The following is a 23,953-nucleotide window of genomic DNA, read 5'->3' as shown; positions in this document are numbered from 1 at the left end:
ATCTGGATAGAACTTATCTCACTATCTGGACAGGTAGAAGTTATCAATCTGGATAAGTAAGTTCTTAGATATATTTCGATATAGATAAGTTCACAGCGGGATAACCAGATGCTTCGATATCAGGATATACCAGCTAACGACGAAAAGGAACTTTGATCCTCTCGAAAAAACCTGGAGGTTCCTGCAAAAGCTGCTGCTTCTGTTTTTCCTCGGCGATGTGTTTCTCATTATAGTCATGGTAGCCAATGTAAGCCGAAGATCGATCAACGGCATTTGGATGAGCTTCCGTAAAAGCCTTGTTTGCGGCTCTTCCTGCTTTGTCAAGATCGAAGTATAAGTTGATAAGTTTGTAAGTTCTAGCCCGTTTTATGGCAGCGTCGAGAAACCCGACTCCGTTTAAAATAATCGTACTGTCCTTCTCTTCCGGGCTGTCTTTCTTCCAACTCAAGTAATCCATAAACCCTTCAAATACAGAAAGTTTATTTTTATCTCTTTCAATAACGGTTAATCCCTTTCGGCCCAGACAACCCTTGAAATGCTTGGTCCTAACTTCCCATCCCCCGTTCTCATTTTGCCAACCAGCAGCCTGGAAATGCTTGCGGAACTTTTTCTCATCTTCTACATAATAAAAGATCTCGCGCAAACACCCTTTGCCTTCCTCAAAGATTCCCCGCGCCTTTAGGTAAGACGCAATTGGACCATCGAACGGAAGCTCGCCAATATGTTCAATCTTATAATTAGGCAATTTTACAGCTAGTCTGGGTTTCTCCAGTTTCGGACGAAGTGGTTCGGTGGCAATCATATCCGCCGCACATACTTCAGCGATCTTTTGCAGAACTTCAGGAAAGGTTAAACGGGGCCAGTAAGCGAGACCGAAATCAATAATGTTCCCTCCCTTACCTGTGCCGTGATCGAACCAGACATTTAACTCTCCATTTACACAGAAGGAAGGAGAAGTATCGCACTCACGGAGCATTGAGATATACAAAAGTTCCTTTCCGTAATGTCGCTTCGGCTCGTAGCCAAGACGTGTTAATAGATCGACCAGGGAGACCTCGTCCCTGATTTCAGCTGCACTAATATTTTTCATAGGATCGATGTAGCGGGACGCTGCCCTATAAAAACAGAAAAGGGGCTTGCGCCCCCTCTCCCAACCGGGATTACCCACGTAGGTATCTACATACCCGCCAAAACTGGCTGCCTATGGTTCATCAACTGCGGGAAGAACACCTACTTGTAGGTACTCCTGCTGCGCTGACTGCACTGTAATTTCCGGCTCCTCACCGAAAATGCTTCATCCCTCGAAGTCAAAGAACTCCGGGCTTGCCCCGGCTGATGGGACAAAGTTGATGGTAAGAAAATGGGAATTGGGGGTGGATTGAGGGGTGATACCTTAAATAATTTTGAAAGATTATTTAGACTTCCGTCTATTACAGTCGAGGTGATACTGGTAGGTTTTGAATTATTATGAAGCTAGCTCATGACTTGCCAGCATTGAATAATCAAACTAGTCATAACGACAAGCCAACAAAAAATCCCTTCCAAGAGCTGATACAGTAATAGTGTTTATGGTTAAACTGTACGTTTTAACTTCCTGAATAAGTCTTAAGCGAAGTAAATTATCGATAATTATATCACAATTGTTTATAGCAGGGGCAAAACTCTTAATTTGTAATGCTCTAAAATTAGAGGTATTCTGTTCGATAATTATGCCTCCATCAGAATTTTTGTAAGTGCAGCATTCGTCAAATATAAGCTCAAACACCTCTGCTTCTAACCTTGTAAGCTGACTAAGGATATGAGTAAAAAGCGTTGTATTTATTTTACTATCTTCTGATACAGTGTTTGCAATTAACGCCGCCCATTTGTCCTGCAAAGATTCATCTTCTTCAATTGACGACTCCTCAAGCATTGGCGTGAGGATTTTTAATGCAACTTTTCTTGTTCGAACTCCATGTTTTTTCAAGTGTTGCTCCGCTGCTGCCAATATTTTTACTTGATTTTTGAATCGCCATAGCTTGACGTTATCAGTTAATAATAATCCCAGTTTTTCAATAGGAGGCGTGATGACTTTTTGAAGAAAATACTTAGCCCCTTCAGCTAACGTATCAAGTGCTTTAACTTTAATCTCCATTCGTTTAAAAATCTTGTTCTTGATTTAATTCTATATAATAAAGGTATTCAGAAATTCGGTCCAAGCTTTGATGTATCTCAGTGAAACGACTAATAAAATTTTCCAGATCAACTTCTACATTTCCGATCTCATCAACATAAAAATGATTTACGTATTTTTCACTGAAAGGATACCTTGAAAAGTCCATTTTATCTTCTTTTGGGGTTGCATTTGTCTTTTCAAATAGTTCCTCAATATATAGGGATAGTCCAAGTGTGCTTTCAGTAAAATCCTTTAAAGAAAGACCTCCACCATAAGACTTGATTTTTGACCGGACTGTTGCGTAAATTTGACGAATGTTATGCTTTCCCTCTATCTTTAATTCCTCTCCCATCTTTTTGTTTAACATCCACATTATCGCCTTTAAATACAACTCGATACTGTGATTTGCATTAGTTAAAATAGGAAAAATAAGAATATCAGCGACTTTTTCTCTGTTATTTGTTAATGCGAAATTTGAAAGCTCGATAGCTGATTTCATAAAGCCATCAGCAATATTTACCATATTTAAAATATCGCTGTATTGCTCAATTCGCCAGTTAAGAAAAGCTATTTTATTATAATCTTCATTTCTTGAAAATATCGGCTGCATCGTCAAAAATTATTATTTAAATTACCCTTAAATGTAAAGAATTTACACATCTCAGCATGTGTCTTATTTTACTATACCCAAGTTCTAAAATCTCAGAAATTTCAAAAAATCGATCAAAAATAGGGCTTATAGTAGCCCTTCATCAGCAAATGAAAAATAATCAAACATGGTCAAGATTATATGGTCAAGAACTGATATTTCTAATAGGTTAGCTCCATCCTTTAATTTCCTCGTGAGATTGATATCCGCTTGAGACGGCTTAAGATTTCCTGACGGGTGATTATGGCATAAGATTATAGAGCTGGCGCTAGCTTTTAAAGCCGCTGCAAAGATAAGTTTTGGGTCAGCAACAGTTCCTGCTGTACCTCCTTTTGATACTGAATAAATTCCGATTACTCTGTTTCCACGATTTAGAAACATAGCTTTAAACTCTTCCTGGTATTCAATTAAGTCTTGATCCCAAGCTTTTCTAAAGATGTTCATGCACTCGTTAGAGCTATTGACTTGTAGTCTATCTTTAGCTTTTATCCGTGGGCAGTAGGATATTCTTACTTCTGCTACCTGGAATAATTCGTTTGTTACTTGATGCTTTTTCATAATTGGATTCTTTAAAGTTTGAAATGAATTAATTATGTGCATCGCTGAGCTTTCAGGTCTCACTAAGGTCAAGGTGGAGATTCGAAAAATGCGGAGGCTCCCGAAGGGATACCCATTTTTTGAATACTACCTTGGCGTAGCGTAACCGTGTGAGTACTGGAAGCTAAATTAGTGTAGAATTAATGAGAGAAACCCTTGGGTCTACGTGAAATTAGGGTCTTAAAATGCCTTATATTTTACAGGCTAAGCGGACGTGATCTTCGCAAAAATTGTATATTTCTGTCCCGGTAAAAAGCATTAGGATAAAGAACACAAGTACCACTCATGCTATGAAATTATTTAAAGATCCTGAAAGTATATTTAGTATAATGATTCCAACCTCTTGGACTTACAATGAGAAAAAAGAATTAGGCAGAGAAAATCTTCATCAATTTGAGGTTGTTCCTGGCACAGTTTTCCAGATTAGTGCTAATCCAGTAAATGAACGTATTGCTAATATTATAGAAGCTAATAACATCATCCCTCATGATTTTAGTCTTCCAGAAATCAGCTTCATTGAGGATTTTCAAAACACATCTTCGATGCAAGTCTATACGTGGATGGCACTTATTGTGGATAAATTTTTCCTTGCTGTTTATTACTACGACAAAAAGATCAAGGAGCAAAGGAACCATGGTTTGGATTTGTACGAAGTGCGCATGGGGCTTAGGAACCTAGTCTTTCATGGATCAGAAATTACTAATAAGAGTTGTCCTCATTTTATCTCTAACGACGAAAATTATCAAGACATCAATAATTGGCGAGATCATCCAACAAAGTATCGAAGTAATATTGCTAACGTCAAAAAGTTTAAAGTGATTGGGATATCACCCTTGAACTTGGATGTTGTCAAACTTTATGCATTACTGACACTGAAAGTTTCCCAGCAGCCGAACGGTTTCTTTGATCTTTTGAAAGTTAAAAAACCATTGGATAATACGATATGGTGGGATTTTGTACTAGAATGTAAAAAAGGCTTTATTCACATCTGGAGAACACCGTTTATTATTGAAGTCCAATATTACTTTGACGGGGAGTTTGACGTTGAACTATTTTTCAAAGACAATATCGAGCGTAATATAAAAGAGATTGAAGCGAAGATAAAAACATTTGAAAAGCATACGATTTATATCAACCATTATCAAAGCTATAGTCGTTGCGTGGAGACGCTTTGGAAAGAAATTGAGGAAATTGATTTGACGGTTCCAGAGGCGCCAGCTACCCACGTAAGTGAGCAAGCCGATATGAGTAAGTATTCATCAGCGTTGGAAGCATTTTCCGCTAATAGTGTTCGCTACCATACACTTGCGAAATCCATGGTTCTTCATGCTGCATTTAAGGTAGAGTCTTATTTAAACTTAGTAATCCGAATTGGCAGTACACCGGAATTAAAACTATATCCCGATGTATTATCTCGATTTTTAAAACTAGAATTCGCCCAACGAGTTAAAAATCTAAGATTTTACTCACTAATATTGACAGAAGACATAGATATGGGCAGTAATATCTACAGGGAGACTAAGGAGTTAATGACTTTGAGGAACAAGTATGTGCATTATGAAGAAGATGCTATCCATAACAGGATTGGAGAAATATACTATGACAGAGATTATCCATTACATCCTTTAGAAAAAAATAGGCCAGCGATTGATTCAATAATTAAAACATTTCATCAGCCGGACTTCGCCGCAGTAAAAAAGGCATATGAGACATCCGGTAAATTTATTACAATGATCGAAGACTTATTTATTCCAGAACTTAAGCAAAGTCTGCAGTTCCTGATTGAACAGAATCCAATTGGATATAATGAAACCAAAGGAATTTATTCAGCTATTAATATGCCAATGTCCCTCGATTTTTTCACAGCCAGTAAGTAATTACTACATATGGCCGAACAGAATGTCTTCCCATCTTGGGAAAATGCTAACATCATCGAATACAGTGTGTTAAAATAGAAAATCTCTTGGGATAAAACGGCAGAAGTTACTTTGTGATAAAATCCAACATGATTAAGAGACTCAAAAAAGGAAAACTTGAACGAACAATTATCTTAGCCTAAATTTTCTTTATGAGTTTAGATAAACACCTGAAACTTTTCCGCCATTATCATCAAAGTGAAGACAACACGATTTTAGAGAACAACCTGACAAGAGCATTAGCACTTTGCCTGACTCACGATAATTTATTGATGTATCGGTTTCTGGAGAAGTATCTTGAAAGGGAAGATTTGGATTTTATTGTTAATACGGGTCCCAACGAACGAAGTTTTAAAGTGGATATCCAGCAAAACACTGAAGGTTTGGTAGAGCAATGTCGAAAATTGTATGCGATTGCTCTTACTGAAGTTGCGCTTCCTTTTGATAAGTCCTTTCAATTAGCTCCAAAATTAGCTAAAAAGAACATTACTGACTTAACTATCCAAATTAACGATATTCTAATCATTTTCGAAATAAAAAGGACTCCCGAAGACTGTCGAAAGCAGTTGCATCAGCAAACCTGTATTTTCATCGAGAATGCTATTCAGCCAATTTACAGAGGAATTAGCTGGGCGGAGCTCGCTGCATTATTATTTCAGACGAAGAATTTTAATTCAATGACCAGTAGGAGTTCAATTTTCCTAGATGACTTTATTGATTTACTGCACGATAAATACTCTTCTTGGATTCCAACTACGCCGTTGAAATTTCTTACAGCGGAAAGCAAAGGGATTTACGAGAGGCTATTCTATGCAATGGGTTCTACTAGAAATGGGGAGAATTTGCTTAGGACGTATGATCGTACCGCAATGAGGTTGAATAAGCCTTGGGCAACCGAAATTATCCCTTACTTTTCAAAAACTGATCTTGTAATTCAAATTTGGCCTGGGAATACTAAAACTCAAGGCTGGCATGTATATTCTAACAAAATGCATTGGAAGTATAAGACAGAACTCGAAGTGGCTGACGAGAAATTTTCGCTTTCCGTTGTCCGAGAATATAAGCTGTGTCATTTTAATAGATTTATAGGTGGTGTAACTGCTTCTGATTCTGAGCTGCACCCAGGGAAAGAAACGCATACTTTAGAAAATTTTAAAGATATTTCAGGTTGGCACAAGCGAGAGGAATGGCTTGAATTTGAGAAATTTATGGATGAACATTTGAACAAGGATTGGCGAGGACAGGCAAAATGGGAGTCTAATTTCAAGCAATCTCAAAGAAAGTATTTAACGCTTTCTCTTGGTTTTTATTTATCTGTTTATATTCCCTTTGAGAAGTTGCAGGAATTGGATAATGGATATGACGGGCATTTGAAGGTAGCGAAGTTTTTGGATGATGTGGAAGATGCTTTTGTAAAATTAATCGAGGATGAAAAGAATGAGAATGAAGTTTACAAATTAACCTCTCTTCCTAATAGCGACCTGAATTCATCTAACAGTCTTCTCTATAGTTAAATTGGATCAGTCCCTGTGTTTCTCGGAAGCGGTTTAAAACCATTTGTTTTGTCAAAACAACTTAATGCTGTTCCGGGGATTATGGTATTATCAGTAAGTTTCTCCATTACTTTTGGTTCATTCTCAAAAGCTGTATACCAAAGACTAAAAAAACCGCATCCTTTCGCTACCAAAGCAATATTTTTAGCAAACTTATCTTCATCAAATCCAGCAAGAACTTTGGTAGATTGCAACATATCATACAAACTATTCACTAATAGCTGTGCCTCAGCACGCTTTTTCCACCGCAAATCGACAATCTTATCTCGTTCATCCACAACATGTAAATTCAACAATTTTATCGTTCTTTTTGCTTTTGTCAGCTGATTTCTTTTTAAGCCAATTGCAGGAGCAATGATACACGCCTTAGGGATTGTAGAATGTGCAATCGCAGCAAAAGGAAGATGTGTATTATGACTTTCTGGAAGATAATGAAGGGAAATATTACTTGTCTTATTTGATTTGGCTCGGTTGCATGGTCCGCATGCCAGTACCATATTATCCCAAGCTAACTTAGCCCCGGCGGGAGCTCCGGAAACAGGAACCTTTGGTACTACATGCTCAACCTGAAGAGCATGATTTATTGGCATGTTACAATAAACACAATATTCACCAATACGATCACACAGGTCAGATCTCCATTGTCCATATTCTGTAACAACTTTATCTGTGCCTGCTATTTGCGGGCACTTCCCCTTCTCTATCGGTCGCATATTATTTATTTATTACCCTTCGCCATCTTATTCAATTCCAGAAAAGCTCTTAACGCCGGATCTGATATCTCTTTTATTTCTTCATCAATTTCGCGAACGCTTACTTTCGGATCCTTTAATTTCTTTAGAACATCTCTAGAACTGTTGTATTTATCTTCATTTTCTACAGAATATTCGCTTTCAACTCGCATCACATGTGTGGAGACCTCATCAAGCGTCAAATCCTTTGGACTAATGTCACCAATGGCGTCCAGGTTAATAAGTTCGTCATTCCGCAATGACTGTACTATAAAAGGAGAATGCGTAGTAACTACAAATTGAATTTTGGGAAAAGCACTTTTGAGATCAGCGACAACATGTCGCTGCCAGTTGGGATGCAAGTGCAAATCCAATTCATCGACCATTACAATTCCCTGGCTGTTGCATATTGCATTAGATTTCAGATGAGCATTTAGCATAATGCATCGATATGCTAGTTCGGCTACCATTGCTGTCATCGTTTTCACACCATCACTTTGCAGACTTAGGGGCAAATATGGCCCTGCTTCTTCTTCGTGAATCATCCTTACTTTTAGTCTTAATTCCTGACCATCAAAGTCTAAGTCTTCTATGAAAGGTATAGCACGCTTAATAGCTTGCAAAAATGCCTTGTAAAGATCTGCACTTTCGCGTTTCTCCTTGACCATAAACCGATGGCTCTGCAACCAGCTAATGTAATTATAAGTGCCAGCCTGCATTTCATGCCAGTTGTAATATCCATATTTGAAAACCTCCCTACCATTGTATGGACCAAGGGTATTCCTTCCCGATCCATTTAACCTTTCCGTTCCAAAAAAAGCTATCACAGGGTTATCAACTTGGCTACCATGAAGATACGAAGTGTAACGGTTCTGGGCTATTGTTTTAATCTCGCCGATATCTACTTCGTTAGCAGTCGTCTTATATCTGCCTTCAGGTATTTGCCGGCACCAGGGTTTACTCAAACGCTGTCCATAGATTTCACCTTCTGCCCGAATAACTACTGGAGTGTTTTTTATAAGATGACTTCCATGATCTGTTCTTCTAATTTCATTCTCATAGATGTGGCGTTTAGGAGCGTCCGGAATACCAAGAAGGTAAGCACCAGAAGCAATTTTAAGAGCATTAAGTATGGATGATTTCCCTTTACCATTGATCCCAATTATAGCTGTGAAGCTGGGATTTAAACGGTATTCAGTCATCCCACCTATATTTCGAAAGTTCTGTATGCCGATCTTATCTATTCTCATATTTGTATTGCACGAATATAAAGATAAAAGAAAAGGGAATAGTAAACGATTTTAATGCTTCTCTTAGAAAGCACAGGCTTAAAAATTGGTCGCAATAACTTTTGTTACCGATTGAACCAGCTGGGATTGTATAATAATATGTTATTGATAAGTTTCCTATACTTTTTACCATGTCTAACATCTAACCAGTTACTACTTTGTGTTAGTCTTCAAAAGAACTAAATTTGATAATGGAAGAACTTGAAACATCTATCATAAAACTCCATGAGCGTTACGAATCACAACCATTGCTAAAGGCCCTTGTTCAACTTGCTACTCTAAATGGTTTTCCAATTGGCGCAGTTGCAGACACAGTGCTCAGTGGATATGTTAACTCAATGAAAACGAAAAAGTTAAGAACATTTTTCGACGAACTAAACAACGAGGAGGTTAAACTAAGCCCTGAGATTATAGAAAATAGTGACAATTTACATGCATTTTTTGCCACTGTTAACTATGTTAATCAAAACAGAAGTGACGTTGAAATTAAAGCATTTGCAGCCATATTGAAATCGTTATATAGGGACGAAATTAAAATAGATGAATTTGAGGAATATGAACAGATTTTGAACGAACTAACCGAAAGAGAATTTATTATTCTTTCCGTTAAATTAGAATTTGAGAAACATGCTTCTCTTAGTCAAACGGATCTTAACCCTTTGCAACTTACCTCAAGCTATTGGGAGGATTTCAAGAGTGAAATTAAGAAAAAGCTGAATATTGAGGCTGAGGAACTCAACGCTATCTTAGTTAGAATACAACGTACTGGATGTTATGCCACATTTAGAGGATACTTCGATGAGTCTGATGAGGAGATTGGAAATACTACTATAGTATTACAAAACCTTATTGGCGCGATTCAAAACAACGGTTAAGTACGGACTGGAATATAGCCTAAAAATCTAGAAGTAAGTTTGGGATGACAATGAGGAAAAGTCAAATGCACTTTATTAATGAATTGGGTAAACCTTTTATCTCTTCCTACAGTCGATAATGGCCTTCCGAGAACTGTAACCATATATAATTAACTTGCAGTTTTCCACCCAAATTACAAAGCTCAAATGTTCAGATACATCAGAGTTTAATGATATAAAGAATACCTATTCCCTTGTTAGAAAATAATATAAAGCCATTTGAGATTTACATTGAGGACATTTTTTCGAACTTTTGAAATACCGTGGAAAGACAAACTTTAAGATTATTTACAATAAATTAAGTCTAAGATTAATTTAGTTCAATTCTTTATTTCTATTGACTTTCCACCTGAAAGATATACTGAGTATATCGAAACTTTTTTTTAAAAACTGATCATAAGTTTTCTTTCGGTAAAAATTAGAAAGATATAAGCTAGATAACATTTGAAAAGAAGTGTTTGATTGCTCCATCAAACACTTGAATTTTAATTTTTACAGCTCCAACTCCTTATCAACTCGCTGCTTAATCAACTCCGTCATACGGTCCAGGAATTTTGTATAACTATCCCGCTTCCTTTCAGAAATGTCCAGCCATCTCCGGTGGGCTTTGCCTAATTTTACTTGAAATGTAGGTTCCAAGAAGCGGAAAATTTGAGAGATGTTTGCATTTCCGTGGTTTAGCTGACCGGCAAGCCAGATACCATACGCAATTTCAACAAGATTAATGGAATCTCCTGTCCATACCAGCCCTTGCTCCGAAGACTTAGTCTCCTTTTCAGACTTATCTGAATAACTTTCTAGTTGAGATAGTAGAAAGTCCTGCAAACGTTCATAAGCCATAAAACGAGCGAAGAGACTATCCGCCGGACTCGAAAAATCCCGGTCGCGGTCTATAGCATCTCTGTAAAGAAATTCAGGATCTGGCGAAGAACGAAGAAATAACAGTTTATCCATTTCCGTCAAGCCCTCTCGGTAATATTGGTAAAGGAATTTATGACGAATAAAGAAACGGTCTACAATGCGTAGCTCTTGTTTGTAGTAAGCATTAATTCTTGTTTTATCACAACGAGGCTTTTCTGCTTCGGCGGTAAAGGATTCTAAAACGTAGATCTGTTCGGCAACTATTCGGGGCTTGATAAGCTTAAAAAAGTGTATTTCGTCCTGCGTATCAGCAAAAGTCGTTGAAGCGAGAAATGTTTTTATATCGCTAAGGGCGGATCGAATCGCAGTAAGGGATGTATTTAAACGTTTCACGGATGAAATGCCCATTTCCGCAATTAAATCAAGTTCTTCTTTTAAGGTATTATAGCGATGTTCTGATTGTTCTGTTATCATAGATAGTGAAGGAATATTTATAAGCAAAGCAATTCGCCTGGACATAGGTATCCAAAGCCAAAGACTTCACTTGTTAAATTCGATAAGACTAATTTTCAGTTTGCAAATTCTCTTTTAGAGGTTCGGACGGATTCCGTAGAGATTTAGAATTGACCTGCTTAAATAGAGGCGCAGGACTTACAGCTAGGGCTATGAAATCGACGGGCACTGGTATACCCAAATAGAACCATAACTCTGCACGCCCGCGCTTTGGCAGGCGTCGCATTGTTTCTCGTTCTATTTTAAAATTACCAGTTTTGTCAATTTAGAGAATCAAGGTGACGCTTATGAGGTCAATATGTTTATATCTGTCTTTTCTTCTATACTTTGTTCATTTTTAAATTAGTTTTCAAATATACGTATGTTTACTAATTGATCAATTGAAATCAAATAGCATTGGAAATTGCGGTTAATTTTTCTCCTTCTTTTGGCCACATACTATCTAATATTATTTCAATCATTCTAATGACTTCCTGAAAGTCCTCTTTCTTATTAAGAGAAATCCCACAAACAGTACTCGCATTTATGGAGGAATGTAAAGCTAAATAGTAGATACCTCCTATCAGGAGAGCATTTAGAGCTCGAAAATTAACATGACTATTTTCAAAAGCGGATTTCATCCATTCCAGATACCTCTCTCCTTCATCTTCCCTCTTTTGACAAATGCTTTTGATGAGTTTATTTTCCTCCGAGATTTGCCAGAGCACAAACTGCTGCATCTCCTTTTTCGAAAAAACGTGTTCAAGTTGCTGCTGGAGCATTCGGATATAGAATTCTTTCAACTGATTTCCCTCCGGCTTTTTCTCCTCTTTGAGTTTCTCAAATGTGGGCAACCAAAAATCCTTTTTCGTTATGTAAGCCAAGAGCAAACCATTCCTGCTTTGATAATGGTCGTAGATTGTAGACTTAGCTACACCAGCACGCAGAGAAATCTGGTTTATACTTAATCCGGAGAAGCCTTTTTCATGCAAGATACTTTCCACTGCTTCCATAACAATTCGTAGTATCTCGTCCCGTTTCCTTCTAGTCTTCATTAGTCACTTCAACTGCTTTTAGATTAAGTTTAGCTATGGCGTACTCATATGCGTTCAACACCTGGTCAAGTTGTTCTCGAGAATGTGTTGCCATAACACTCATACGTATACGTGCATCATTAAGAGCAACTGCCGGATACATAATAGGATTGGCATATACTCCTGCATCCAGCAGCAAACCTGCCACCTTTCCTGCCAGTACCCTATCTCCTAGTTTAACTGGTAAAATGGCCGAGGCTGAGGTTCCTAAATCTAAACCCAAACCTAAAAGACCAGATCGTAGATATTCTACATTTTCCCAGAGCATGCGTTGCCAAATAGGTTCTTCATCAATTAGGTCGATCGCTTTTAAAATGCCTGCTGAAGCCGGAGTAGCTGTTACTGAGAAAAGATGCTGGCGACTCTGATACTTCAAGAAATTAACTAATTCTTTAGAACCCACGACATAGCCACCGATTTGCCCGAAAGTTTTACTGAAAGTGCCGGAAATAATATCGACCTCTTCCCAAAGATTTTTCAGTTCAATTACTCCCCTTCCAGTCGCACCTATTACGCCCGTGCCATGTGCGTCGTCCATCATTAAAAGGGCATCATAGTCTTTAACCAGTTTAACAATTTCCTTTAACGGAGCTAAATCACCATCCTGAGAATAAACGCCGTCAATTACAACCATCTTTGTCCGGTATTGATCCTTTGTCAAACGAAGGATTCTTTCCAATGCTTCCAGGTTGTTATGAGGAAACGTTTTTACGTTGGTCAGCAGACAACCCTCAATTACACTGGTATGAACTCCTGCATCAATGATGGCAATGTCTTCTTTCTTCAGTAAGCACTGAAGTGTCGCAGAATTAGCTGTATAACCGGTGGTGTAAAGAATTGCGTTTTCTCGTCGGAAAAAGCTGGCTATCTTTTTTTCTAACGCTTCATGTAAGGCAAAGTTACCGCCTATGGCTGGCGATGCTCCAGAGCCTGTTCCTAAATCCTCGATTCCCGCTATTGCCGCCTTTTTTACTTTCGGATGCTGTGTAAAACCTAGGTAGTCGTTAGACACAAGGCTAACATATGGGCGAGGAGGTTTTCCAGGAAGCTCCAGCTCTACTACCGGAGAGCAAGGACTAGATATTAAGTAACGATAATGTAACAGGCCGCGCTCCTTCAGCCTGTTAATATAATTTAAAAACAGAGCAGAACGCTCATTCACGCCAAGGCCGGGAATGTTCTCAAAATCCCTAAAGCTGGCTTTGTCAAAATCAATTTTCATTGCGGAACTTTATTTAATTAAGAGCCAAATTATATTCAGGGTAACTTGGTGGTGGTAGCTTAACAGCAAAAAAGAAAAGAAGCAATACTACCATCACCCAGATAAACTTTAAGAGGAATTGATTTTTTCAAGTTCGGTTAAATCCAAAAGATTTATTAGTGCCGCGGCATCTGCTAGAACGATCTCGTAACTGAAGGTGTGATAAACCTTTTTCGTGTTTACATTAGATTTATCAGTATTTCCGAAAATTATCCATATATCTACAATTTTTGGCATCCAATAATATCTGTTCCGGAGTGTATTTACCTTGGTTACTATCTATTAAAAAACTCGTAGGTACTACCAGCTTTTGTATTTACATCGTACACTATTCCTTTATTTACCGAGATACCCTTCAAATTCGCTTTCTCTGACAGAATTGGTCGTTTAACAGGTGACACATGATAAAACGGGTTTGGGTTCTCCCCTTTTGCCGGACGCAAAATGGCTACTTTAGCAGTAAGATCGTTGTGAACTTTAAGCCTGCAATTTCCGCCTAAATTGGATTTTATCCTGAGATAAGTAACCTTTCCATCTTTCCAATCCATATCGATCATAAATCCCCCTCGGGCGATAAGTCCTTTTATGCTCCCTTTTGGCCAATTATCGGGGATCGCCGGTAAAAGATGAATTGCGCCATCGTGCGACTGTAAAAGCATTTCTGCGATGCCTGATGTGCAACCAAAATTTCCATCAATCTGGAAAGGAGGATGTGCATCAAAGAGATTAGGATACGTTCCCCCACTCTGTCCTGATTTTTCTATTGAAGCTGGATTCAACTGGTCTTCTATTAATTTATACGCACGATTTCCATCCAGCAATCTTGCCCACAAATTAACTTTCCAACCCATTGACCACCCGGTTGATTTGTCTCCCCGATAAGTTAGACTATTTTTTGCAGCCTCAAATAGTTCGGGATTTCGAGATGGAGATATTTGAGCGCTTGGAAACAGTCCGTATAGATGGGAAACATGTCTGTGATTGTCTGTCGGTTTATCCCAATCTTGCAACCATTCCTGTAGTTGGCCATACTGTCCAATCTGCATGGGAGGCAGGCGTTTGATAAGAGCAGAAAGTGTATCGGCAAATAGATTATCCTTTTTTAGGATTGATGCTGAGCGGATCACGTTAGAGAAGACATCAAACACAAGTTGATTATCCATTGTGGCGCCGGCAGTTATGCCTATTCCAGGTTCATATTTGTTCTCCGGTGACATAGACGGAGATACAACCAGCCATTTGTTCGCGGGATCTTCCTGTAATATATCCACGTAAAATAGTGCGGCTCCCTTTAATACGGGATAGTACTCTTCCAAGAACTTCTTGTCGCCTGTAAATAAATAATGTTGCCAGATGTGTTGAGTAAGCCATGCCCCACCCATTGGCCACATGCCATAAAAGCCACCATCTACAACTCCGGTTATTCGCCATAGATCTGTATTATGATGCAGGTTCCAGCCCCGTGCATGGTACATGCCAGCGGCGCTTTCCTGACCTGTAACACTTAGATCTTTAAGCATTTTAAACAAGGGTTCGTGCAATTCTGGCAAGGCTGTGACTTCTGCCGGCCAGTAATTCATCTCGGTGTTTATATTCACAGTATACTTACTATCCCATGGTGGACTTAATTTGTCGTTCCATTTTCCCTGCAGGTTTGCCGGGTGTGTTCCTGGAAGCGAGCTGGATATTAATAGATAGCGTCCAAACTGAAAGTAAAGAGAAGTCAGGGCGGGATCATTCCCTTTAGCAAATTCCTTAATTCTGATATCAGTTGGTTTATTAACAGCATCGGTCACACCAAGATTCAGGCTTACACGGTCGAAGTATTTTTTATAAGCAGAAATATGTTCTGACTTAAGCCTCTCGTAGCTCTTTTTCGCCGCCTGACGCAGGTAAATCGCGGCCTTTTCTACTTCATTCCCGCTTATATCATTATAGCTGCGATAGTTAGTACCGATAGAAATAATTAAGGTTGCAGAATTTGCATTAGAAACGTGTATGCTGGTATCGGAGATTGATATTTTACCTCCCTCCACAACAGGTCGAATTTGCACCTGATAGCGAACTTTGCCTTTCTTATTCTCAACCGATGAGGTTAAACCTGCAAGTAACAGTTTACCATTTTGAGTTTGAACCTGATATTCTTTGAAGGGGCTATCCATCCCTAACCCGAACGAAATACTTCCCGATTTATCTGCTGTGAGTCTTACCGCAATAACCCGGTCGGTTAACGAAGCAATGAATTCACGTTTATAGTTGACACCTCCTGTTTGATAGGTTACGCTGGCTACTGCTTTGCTAATGTCCAGGTCACGACGGTATTTCGTGACCGGACCAGCATAACTAGATCGGATATATAGGTTGCCTGCGGTTTGATATTGCATTCCATGGTTAAGGTTGGCAGGTGCCTGGCGAGGAAAGGTCGCGTTAGACAAATCCTGCGCCTCCTTATACTTCCCTTCGAATAGTAATTTCCTTATTTGCTGGATTGGTTCATAAACGTTTTCTGGCACATTGTTTCCCGGCTCTCCGGCCCAGATTGTTTCTTCATTTAACTGAATTCGCTCATTAGTTACATCGCCAAATATCATTGCAGCTAGTGCTCCATTCCCAATAGGAAGAGCTTCGTTCCAATTTTCAGCAGGCTTGTTGTACCATAACGTTAATAATTTCGAGGGCTGGGCAAATACCTGCCCAGTGAGGATTAATAACAAAAAGAAGTGTCCAATTCTTAAGCTTGCCATTTTTTTATCTATTGTGTGAGTGTGTATGTTCATTGTTTGTTTTGGGATAGGTGGTTAACTATTGAATAAGCAGTGCGAATTCCTTCGATTAGATACTATCCGAACAATCGCATATAGGCTTCGTTCAGCAATACAAATGCAATAAGACCTCAATCCATTGAGGCATCTTCCCTCGCGTCATAAACTGCTAATCTTCTACAGGTTTTGGAATCCCGAAATAGAAATAGAGCGTTCGTTTTATAGGCCCGTTAAATTCATTGAGATCGCTGCTTGGTCCTAATCCTTTGACATTTTCATAGTTGATTCCCATTTTTGAACCTACTGGTGGAATCCCATCCAGGAAGGAAATATTACCTGTTGGAAGTTGCGGATGAGGTTTCTGTCCTTTAATCGCGTAAAAATCAAACAGGCGAACAAAAAGATCATTATCAGGGCTTGCGATAGTAAATTTCCCTTCCATTGTACTTAGTTCCATCCATACGACTTCAGAATAGTAGCCTTTGAATTCGGGAAAGATCCAGGGTGAGGTACCAGTCTGGGTATTGTTATACCTTTTTTCAAACACGTCGAATGTTACTCCCTGCAACCGGTTTTTCCAGACACGATATGGCCCTTTTCCCAACCATTTCACTCCAGTAACTAACCCTTCAGGGTAATCGAAACTAATACCACCAAAAGGATACTTGCCGTTTAAGGAGTATTGATAAGACATCTCTAACCATCCCGAAGGCTGCATTTTCCACCTGACAGATGTCATGTCCCCTGTATAAGAAGCTTCTACAATAATATCGTTCCCTTCTTTAATCGACTTAATTCCCGTAAAAGTGCTATTTCCGCTCGCCAGCACAGGACCGTTATCGAAGGATAATTGAGGATTTTTCTCGTTCTTGACATTAATCAGCTTACCCGTCCTTTTACTTAAGCTGATGGATATCCCATTGGCTTTCAAAGTAATCGAACTATCCGTTTCGGTTGCGACAGCACTGCCGTCTGCTCTTTCAGCATTTAAAACTTCTTCCAATAGTTGGGTATTAGACTTTACCTTCCAAACCCAGCGGTAAACCTCATTTTTATATGGATCGTATGCTCGAATAGCAAGGGCATCACTGCTTTTCCATCTGGCAGGTAGGTTTACTTTTAGAACTCCTTTCGCTACAGGAGCAACATCGGGAGCTGAGATAACTCCCTTATTTATTAAAGTATAACCGACGTCGTCGTCTTGCTTTTTATTGAATTTAAGCAACTCCCACTCAAAACTGCATTCTTTCAGGTTGGTGAAATTGAAACGGTTTTCTACCGGAATTTCACCTTTGAAATTTTCGGGCAATGCTTTCAGGCTTATTCTGACTGGTGAATAAATCTCGCGGATAGCGTGGAAACTTCCTTCCTTCTCGCGATGAGGACCAACAACTCCATCGGCGGCATTTGTCCCATTAACATCGATCATATTATTCAGATCTGTTCGCATAATGCCTTCATCTGCAAAATCCCAAATGAAACCACCTACTCCCTTTTTTGAATTCCAGTGGAGATCCCACATATCAGCAAGGCCAGCTGCACCTCCGCCGTCATGCATTGCGTGAAGAAATTCAGTTGGCATATACAGGTTTGTATCAGCAACTATTTTTTCTGCACTGTAATAATCTTCATAGTGATTGCAATCGATGCCGTTGATAGCATTTCCCGGACGGTGATGGGCATGGATGACTATTCTGGCAGAAAGATCATATTTGGCAAAGTCATCATCCAGATCCTTATTATGCCCACCCTCATTGCCATTGCTCCAGAATAAAATAGAGGGATGATTGGCATCACGCGTTACCATTTCCTTTACTCTCGTTTCTCCAACCTTTGTGCTGTATGCTTTTTGCCAGCCCGCCAGTTCGTCGATTACGTATAAACCAAGAGAATCACAAACTCGCAGAAAATTGGCGTCGGGCGGGTAATGCGAGCAACGAACTGCATTCATGTTCATTTCCTTGATCAGCTTTACATCTATCAGATCTGCTTCTGGATAGGTTGCACGTCCGTACTCTGGCCAGAACACGTGGCGGTTTACTCCTTTTATTTTAATTTTGGTTCCGTTTATATAGATACCGTCCTGCTTCCGAACTTCAATAGTCCGGAAGCCAAATTTTTCCGAAGTTTTATAAACTAGATTCCCATTGTTTTTAAGATAAATGTTAACCTTATAAAGGTTCGGAGTTTCTGCCGCCCAGAGTGCGGGTTGCTTCACAGTAGTTTTGAGGTTAACAACCGAGTCTTTTCCTGTTGTTTTCACCGAGCCAGTTCCCACAACTCTGCCAGCTTTATCAACGATCTCCGCTAATACTTCTCTGCCTGATCCAGCATTTTTAAGATACACATTTAGGTTGAATGCCCCATTAGCCTTCGCGTCAATTGACACCCAGTCTATATGTTCTTTCGGTAGGGCTTCAAGTAGTACGGGGCGATAGATGCCTCCAAAAATCCAGTAATCTGCCAACCGTTCGGCATTGTTAACGGATTTATCTGCCGACATTTTGCTAACGGTGACCTCTAACAAGTTTCTTTGGCCATATTTCAGCTTATCGCTGATGTTATATTTGAAGCGATAGAAGGCTCCCTGGTGAATTGGGCCAGCAGATTTCCCATTGATCTTTACTTCTGTATCCGTCATCGAGCCTTCGAAAACGATATACACATCTTTTCCCTGCCAAGATACGGGCACATCGAACTGGTACTTGTATAATCCTTTTTCATCATTAAATCTAAAGTTCTTGCCGTATGTCACATAGTCACGGCCGTAATTGTAACCACCAAAGCCATGCTGTTCCCAGTGAGAGGGCACGGGGATGGAAGTCCAGAAACCACTTTTACGCCCTCCTGTAACCCAGAAATCCCAGGTTTTAGTATTCTTAACATCTGTTCCCGAAAGGTATTGAACCTCTTTAGTTGTCCCGGATTGTGCTACTGCTACCGCAGAAGTAAGAACTAAAAGTCCGATAGCATAAATCCATTTCTTAACTTTCATAATTAAAGGTGTCTATTTTCTATATTGAATTAGTAGCTGACTGGCTGGCACATCAACCACAGAGCATTTATTCTTCGTTTTATAATCTCTACGCGCATCCTTCTTGTCCCATATCCTAAAACCAGATGGAATGTTAAGGCTAAAAAAATGGCATAGCACTCCCACGTCGCCTGTTTTTTAGGCAAAAATCAATTTGCAATCAGCTGTAATTACTGTTTAGATTTTAAATATTCAGATGGAGCAACATTATATTTTTCTCTGAAGCACGTGCTGAAATAACTGGAACTATTGAACCCGACCATATAACCAACTTCGGTAACTCCCATTTCACCTGTGTCCAAAAGTTGTTTTGCCCTTTTAAGCCGTATGTCTCTTACCAGTTCAACGGGCGACATATTCGTAAGGCTTTTGATTTTTTTGAAGAAGGTTGTTCGTCCCATTCCTATACCTTCCGCAACAGAATCAATTTTAAAGTGGATATCCGACATTTTAGTCTCTACGATCTGTATCACATCTTTCAAGAACTTTTCATCTCGGGGTGTTATAAATATTTCACTGGGTTCTAATTTTACAACTTTTGTTTTCTCAAGAATATTGCTAAGAATCCTTTGACGCTGTGTTACCAAATTCTTTATCAAGTGCTCGATATAATCAGTGTGAAATGGCTTTGTGACATAATAGTCTGCCCCAAAAGAAAGACCGTTTATCTGATCTTCAATCGAAGACTTTGCCGTTAGTAGGATAATTGGAATGTGGCTTGTTTCCATTTCACTTTTCAATTGATTAAGCATTTGAATTCCGTCCATCTCGGGCATCATAACGTCGCTGAGGATGACATCAGGTTGAAATTCTACAGCCTTCTTGCATCCTTGCCTTCCATTTTCTGCTTCAAGAACCTGGTAGCGTGAACTAAACTGATCAGCAAGAAGCTTTCTTAACTCTGTATTATCCTCAACAATCAATATTTTTGGAAGACCATCTGTATTTCCGGGTGGCTCAATATTCTGAACTTTAATGGGTTTGCTTTCAACTACCTGATTGATTACAGTTCTTTCTGACACGATATCATAGGGGTTATAATGTGAATTTCCTTTAAGCAGTTCTACCGCCACTGTAATTCCTTCTTCTTTATTATTGCTGGCAGATATCCTTCCCTTATGAAGTGTAATTATATCCTTACTTAATGCCAAACCAATACCGGTACCTTTAAATGCCTTATCCTGCCTATTATCCCCTTCGTAATAAAGTTTGAAAATATCTTGCAGCTTATCCTCACTCACTCCTACTCCTTCATCAATAACACTGACAGTTACATACTTTTCGCCATGGGCGTCTACTTCGACATAAACATGCTTTCCTACGGGAGTAAATTTGATAGCATTTGATATGATATTAAAAAACACAATCTCAATCTTTTCTTCATCACCCCACACAATACATTCATTGGACGAGCAAACCACTTTTAATTGGATATTCTTTTCAGAGCAAATGTCATTGAAATAAGAGGCTATCTGATTGAGAAAGCTAACAAGCTCAATGCTTTGAACACTTAATTTAAATTGTTGACTTTGGATCTTTCTTAAGTCGAGAAGCTGGTTAATGAAGCGAAGCATTCTTTTAGTATTTTTATCTGCTATCTCTAAATACTCGCGGCCTTTTGAACTTAGGTTTTCGGTTTCTCCAATTCTATTTAATGGGTTTACAATGAGTGTAAGAGGCGTCCTGAGTTCGTGAGAAACATTTGTAAAAAGCTGTAATTTCAGCTCTGTCATTTTTTTTTCTACAACTACCTTGTTTTTTAACCTGATAAGCGTTAAAGCAACTCTTCTGATTATTTCAATAATTACCAACGCGGCTAAACAATAGCCAAGAATCGCCCAATTACTTAACCACCAAGGCTTTAGTATATGGACTGATATTTCCTTTTCGGGAAGATTACTGAAGTAATAACTGTCAGTAACTTTTACTTTAAACGTATATTTCCCTGGAGGTATTTGGGTATAGGCAGCTTTTCGTTGATTCTTTACGTGATGCCACGTCTTATCGTAGCCTTCGAGTATGTAAGAGTATGAGATATTTTTTGACAACCTGAAATCTAAAAGAGCATATTCGAAAGCTATAAAGTTCTGGTCGAACCTAAGTATAATCTCCTTGGCATAATTAATGGCATATTTTATACCCGGATTTGAATTTCTTGTATTAATGTCTGTGTTGTATAGCTGAAAATTGGTAAGTGCTAGTAAAGACTTGAATTTCTGATTAACCAGCTTGTCCGGGCGAAAAGAAATATAACCGTTAAGACATCCGAAATATATCTCTCCTGTGTTAGATCTAAAAACGGCTGACTCTGAAAAACGGGTTTTGGGCAAGCCATCATAATTATCATAATTTCTAAATATGCCCCTCCTGTGATCTAGCCTGGATAATCCATTTTCAGTAGCGATCCATAGTCCGCCAATGTCGTCTTCAACTATGCTAAGAATTATGTCGTTAGGTAGCCCCTGTTCTCTGGTAAATGTCTTAAACCGCAGAGGTTGCTTTAGATCTGAAGGAGAAGAAATCAATTTACTTACTCCTCCTCCAAAAGTACCGATCCAGATATTCTTATCGCGGGCCTGATAGATATATAACGCATCATTACTACCAAGGCTCGACCTGTCTCCTGGTATCTTTGTAGTTTTTATAAATGAAACGTTGTCCAGGTCTTGGTTTGGATCAAAACGCAATAAGCCATCTGTCGTAGCTAGCCAGATCCGTTTATCTGGCCCTTGAATTATATGCCTGATAACATTAAAAGCTTTATTCGGATATTTTTTGAAGGTATTATTAGTATTTCTGAACTTATATCTTCCGTTTTCAAAAACCAGCAGATTTAACCCTTTACCAAATGTTCCGACCCATACCCTGCCCTTATCGTCGACCAGTATTGAGTATATCTGGTCACCGCTTATACCATAAGGATTATTCAACTCTCGGACGAAGCGAGTTAACTTGTACTGAGTTCTTTCTTTATTCAGAGGATCTAACTTCAAAAGGCCCTGACCTTTTGTCCCAATCCAAATGGTTCCGTCTTTTCCTTCTGTGATACAATATATTCTTCCTAATTCTGGATAAGGAGCACTTAAGAGCCCTTTGATTTCTTTACCATTTTTATATACCCGCAACTTTCCAGTTTTAGAGGTAATCCACGTTTTACCATCCTGATCTTGGAATAGAGCTCGTACTTCGTTATCAGACTTTGCATTTGGATCCTTAATCAGCAGATGATGCTTAAAGTTATTCGAAGGGAAGACAACCTTATTGAGACCTCCATTTCGGGAGCTAAACCAAAGAACCCCTTTGCTATCTGAAAGCGCAGAAACTACACTGTTCGAAAAAAGCTTATTTGAAGCACCAGGCTCATTGTAGAAGAAGTCTAGTCTATCTTCTGCACGGTTAAAATATCCAAAATCTGCATTCTTTAATCTTACCCATACCACATGATTTACATCCTCAAAAATATTGTAGCCTTTATCGCCGTAAGGATTCTGGCCCTTCGAAGTAAAATATTTGAACTTTCCATCAGTAGGCGAATACCTATAAACACCGGCGTTGGGCGTCTCTATCCACAAATTGCCGTTGGAGTCTTCAAAAATCGATTGAAGCTTCTTCTGGCTCCCATCACCTAAACGACGGAAAACTGCGCCTCTTTCGAATAGAAACAGGCCGGCGGATTTGGTAGTAACGTAGGTTTTTCCTGTATTTGATGCCCGCACATCAGATATTTCAGTTCCTTGAATTTTGAAGTTCGAAAAAGTTTTTCCTTTTTCGTGATATCTGATTAAAACACCACTGGTACTACCAAAATATATTTCACCGGCGCTGTTTCCAGAAACGGAAGTAACACTTAAATTGCTTGCATAAACCTTGGGTGAAGAGAAATAGGATGAATACTTGCTTCCCCTTTTTATCAGGCAAACAAGACCTTTTTTCGTTCCAAACCAAATTTTATGATCCTTATCTTCATAGATGAAATTTACGGCCCTGCCGGCAAATAGATATCTGCCTGAACTAAAATTGACAACTCGCAAGCTATTATTAGCGCCAGGTGAGACGCAAAGAACTTCCCTGTTTTCAGTAAGAAGCCAGGTATCACCATTAACAAGGGGGATGATTTTTTTGAAATATAAATGCTCTAAATTTTCTCCTGAAACTGATTTAGAAAGGGCAGTGAACTCCTCTGTTTTTTTATCAAAGCGATAAACTTTACGGTCGTAAGTCATCACCCACAGGTATCCAAGCTGGTCTTCTACAATATCCCTAACTTTATTATTTCTAAGGTCTGACTTATCACCTGGTCTAGACTTGTATGTCGTAAAAGTGTGACCGTCAAACCGATTAATGCCGTCCCATGTACCCAACCATATAAAGCCTTCTCTATCCTGTTTAATACACAAAACTCCATTGTGAGACAAACCGTCTTCAGTAGAATAATGGGTAAACTTCGGTTCTGGAAGTGTCGCTAAAACTGCAAACTGGTTCCCAAAAAGAAATGCCAGTAGAAAACAAAGCTCTTTCAAATATTAATCCTCCCCCTATCACATTATGAATGACTATAGTAAATATAGATTCCTTTTTGATGACTTGGAGCAACGATTATTCAATCGTTACACTAGATATTAAATTTTATGGGATGTACAGTTCA

Annotated in this window: 15 protein-coding genes; 3 read left to right on the top strand and 12 right to left on the bottom strand. The window is 39.0% G+C overall.

Annotated elements, in window-relative coordinates:
- Positions 1–133: 133 nt before the first annotated feature.
- The 4 genes from J4N23_RS07755 to J4N23_RS07740 form a co-directional block, all read right to left on the bottom strand.
- Complete coding sequence (locus J4N23_RS07755) at positions 134–1,090, bottom strand: toprim domain-containing protein (RefSeq protein ID WP_207424974.1); 957 nt, start codon at positions 1,088–1,090, stop codon at positions 134–136.
- A gap of 417 nt (positions 1,091–1,507) precedes the next feature.
- Entirely contained in the window at positions 1,508–2,134 is a 627-nt protein-coding gene (locus J4N23_RS07750) for an Abi-alpha family protein (RefSeq protein WP_207424973.1), read from the bottom strand.
- A gap of 4 nt (positions 2,135–2,138) precedes the next feature.
- Positions 2,139–2,765, bottom strand: a complete 627-nt coding sequence (locus J4N23_RS07745; protein WP_207424972.1) for a hypothetical protein — start codon at positions 2,763–2,765, stop codon at positions 2,139–2,141.
- A gap of 126 nt (positions 2,766–2,891) precedes the next feature.
- Positions 2,892–3,362 carry a JAB domain-containing protein gene (locus J4N23_RS07740; protein WP_207424971.1) on the bottom strand — a complete coding sequence of 157 codons (471 nt, stop codon included), beginning with the start codon at positions 3,360–3,362 and terminating at the stop codon, positions 2,892–2,894.
- A 329-nt stretch (positions 3,363–3,691) separates the two neighbouring features.
- Between J4N23_RS07740 and J4N23_RS07735 the strand changes: the two genes are divergently transcribed.
- Together J4N23_RS07735 and J4N23_RS07730 are read left to right on the top strand one after the other, a co-directional pair.
- On the top strand, positions 3,692–5,278 hold the full coding sequence (locus J4N23_RS07735; protein ID WP_207424970.1) for a hypothetical protein: 1,587 nt from the start codon (positions 3,692–3,694) through the stop codon (positions 5,276–5,278).
- Between the two features lie 191 nt (positions 5,279–5,469).
- A complete protein-coding gene (locus J4N23_RS07730; RefSeq protein ID WP_207424969.1) occupies positions 5,470–6,831 on the top strand; it encodes a hypothetical protein in 1,362 nt (453 codons plus the stop codon).
- Here J4N23_RS07730 and J4N23_RS07725 read toward each other — a convergent pair.
- Positions 6,828–7,583 (bottom strand): HNH endonuclease, encoded by a 756-nt coding sequence (locus tag J4N23_RS07725; RefSeq protein ID WP_207424968.1) that lies wholly within the window; start codon positions 7,581–7,583, stop codon positions 6,828–6,830. The genes J4N23_RS07730 and J4N23_RS07725 overlap by 4 nt on opposite strands.
- A gap of 5 nt (positions 7,584–7,588) precedes the next feature.
- The gene (locus tag J4N23_RS07720; RefSeq protein WP_207424967.1) at positions 7,589–8,851 is read right to left on the bottom strand and encodes an AAA family ATPase; all 1,263 of its coding nucleotides are present in this window, start codon (positions 8,849–8,851) and stop codon (positions 7,589–7,591) included.
- A gap of 230 nt (positions 8,852–9,081) precedes the next feature.
- Here J4N23_RS07720 and J4N23_RS07715 point away from each other — a divergent pair, with 230 nt between their 5' ends.
- On the top strand, positions 9,082–9,765 hold the full coding sequence (locus tag J4N23_RS07715; RefSeq protein ID WP_207424966.1) for a hypothetical protein: 684 nt from the start codon (positions 9,082–9,084) through the stop codon (positions 9,763–9,765).
- 531 nt (positions 9,766–10,296) lie between these two features.
- Here J4N23_RS07715 and J4N23_RS07710 read toward each other — a convergent pair.
- The 6 genes from J4N23_RS07710 to J4N23_RS07685 all read right to left on the bottom strand — a co-directional run bounded on the left by J4N23_RS07710 (position 10,297) and on the right by J4N23_RS07685 (position 23,828).
- The gene (locus tag J4N23_RS07710; RefSeq protein ID WP_207424965.1) at positions 10,297–11,139 is read right to left on the bottom strand and encodes an RteC domain-containing protein; all 843 of its coding nucleotides are present in this window, start codon (positions 11,137–11,139) and stop codon (positions 10,297–10,299) included.
- Positions 11,140–11,564: 425 nt separating this feature from the next.
- Positions 11,565–12,212 (bottom strand): TetR/AcrR family transcriptional regulator, encoded by a 648-nt coding sequence (locus J4N23_RS07705; protein WP_207424964.1) that lies wholly within the window; start codon positions 12,210–12,212, stop codon positions 11,565–11,567.
- Positions 12,202–13,473 carry an aminotransferase class I/II-fold pyridoxal phosphate-dependent enzyme gene (locus tag J4N23_RS07700; protein WP_207424963.1) on the bottom strand — a complete coding sequence of 424 codons (1,272 nt, stop codon included), beginning with the start codon at positions 13,471–13,473 and terminating at the stop codon, positions 12,202–12,204. The genes J4N23_RS07705 and J4N23_RS07700 overlap by 11 nt, the downstream gene beginning before the upstream one ends.
- A gap of 314 nt (positions 13,474–13,787) precedes the next feature.
- The gene (locus tag J4N23_RS07695) at positions 13,788–16,256 is read right to left on the bottom strand and encodes a glycoside hydrolase N-terminal domain-containing protein (protein WP_207424962.1); all 2,469 of its coding nucleotides are present in this window, start codon (positions 16,254–16,256) and stop codon (positions 13,788–13,790) included.
- A 187-nt stretch (positions 16,257–16,443) separates the two neighbouring features.
- On the bottom strand, positions 16,444–19,269 hold the full coding sequence (locus J4N23_RS07690; RefSeq protein WP_207424961.1) for a glycoside hydrolase family 2 TIM barrel-domain containing protein: 2,826 nt from the start codon (positions 19,267–19,269) through the stop codon (positions 16,444–16,446).
- Positions 19,270–19,478: 209 nt separating this feature from the next.
- Positions 19,479–23,828: a two-component regulator propeller domain-containing protein gene (locus J4N23_RS07685; RefSeq protein ID WP_207424960.1), complete on the bottom strand. Its 4,350-nt coding sequence runs from the start codon at positions 23,826–23,828 to the stop codon at positions 19,479–19,481.
- Positions 23,829–23,953: the final 125 nt, after the last annotated feature.

The organism is Pedobacter sp. SYSU D00535 (assembly GCF_017355855.1).
Lineage (GTDB): Bacteria > Bacteroidota > Bacteroidia > Sphingobacteriales > Sphingobacteriaceae > Desertivirga.
The sequence above is the reverse complement of the archived record's forward strand: the minus strand, read 5'-3'. Positions and strand labels throughout refer to the sequence as shown.

Excerpts from the sequence above, each read along its gene's own strand:
- J4N23_RS07755 (WP_207424974.1), bottom strand. The coding sequence starts at position 1,090 with ATGAAAAATATTAGTGCAGCTGAAATCAGGGACGAGGTCTCCCTGGTC.
- J4N23_RS07750 (WP_207424973.1), bottom strand. The coding sequence starts at position 2,134 with ATGGAGATTAAAGTTAAAGCACTTGATACGTTAGCTGAAGGGGCTAAG.
- J4N23_RS07745 (WP_207424972.1), bottom strand. The coding sequence starts at position 2,765 with ATGCAGCCGATATTTTCAAGAAATGAAGATTATAATAAAATAGCTTTT.
- J4N23_RS07740 (WP_207424971.1), bottom strand. The coding sequence starts at position 3,362 with ATGAAAAAGCATCAAGTAACAAACGAATTATTCCAGGTAGCAGAAGTA.
- J4N23_RS07735 (WP_207424970.1), top strand. The coding sequence starts at position 3,692 with ATGAAATTATTTAAAGATCCTGAAAGTATATTTAGTATAATGATTCCA.
- J4N23_RS07730 (WP_207424969.1), top strand. The coding sequence starts at position 5,470 with ATGAGTTTAGATAAACACCTGAAACTTTTCCGCCATTATCATCAAAGT.
- J4N23_RS07725 (WP_207424968.1), bottom strand. The coding sequence starts at position 7,583 with ATGCGACCGATAGAGAAGGGGAAGTGCCCGCAAATAGCAGGCACAGAT.
- J4N23_RS07720 (WP_207424967.1), bottom strand. The coding sequence starts at position 8,851 with ATGAGAATAGATAAGATCGGCATACAGAACTTTCGAAATATAGGTGGG.
- J4N23_RS07715 (WP_207424966.1), top strand. The coding sequence starts at position 9,082 with ATGGAAGAACTTGAAACATCTATCATAAAACTCCATGAGCGTTACGAA.
- J4N23_RS07710 (WP_207424965.1), bottom strand. The coding sequence starts at position 11,139 with ATGATAACAGAACAATCAGAACATCGCTATAATACCTTAAAAGAAGAA.
- J4N23_RS07705 (WP_207424964.1), bottom strand. The coding sequence starts at position 12,212 with ATGAAGACTAGAAGGAAACGGGACGAGATACTACGAATTGTTATGGAA.
- J4N23_RS07700 (WP_207424963.1), bottom strand. The coding sequence starts at position 13,473 with ATGAAAATTGATTTTGACAAAGCCAGCTTTAGGGATTTTGAGAACATT.
- J4N23_RS07695 (WP_207424962.1), bottom strand. The coding sequence starts at position 16,256 with ATGGCAAGCTTAAGAATTGGACACTTCTTTTTGTTATTAATCCTCACT.
- J4N23_RS07690 (WP_207424961.1), bottom strand. The coding sequence starts at position 19,269 with ATGAAAGTTAAGAAATGGATTTATGCTATCGGACTTTTAGTTCTTACT.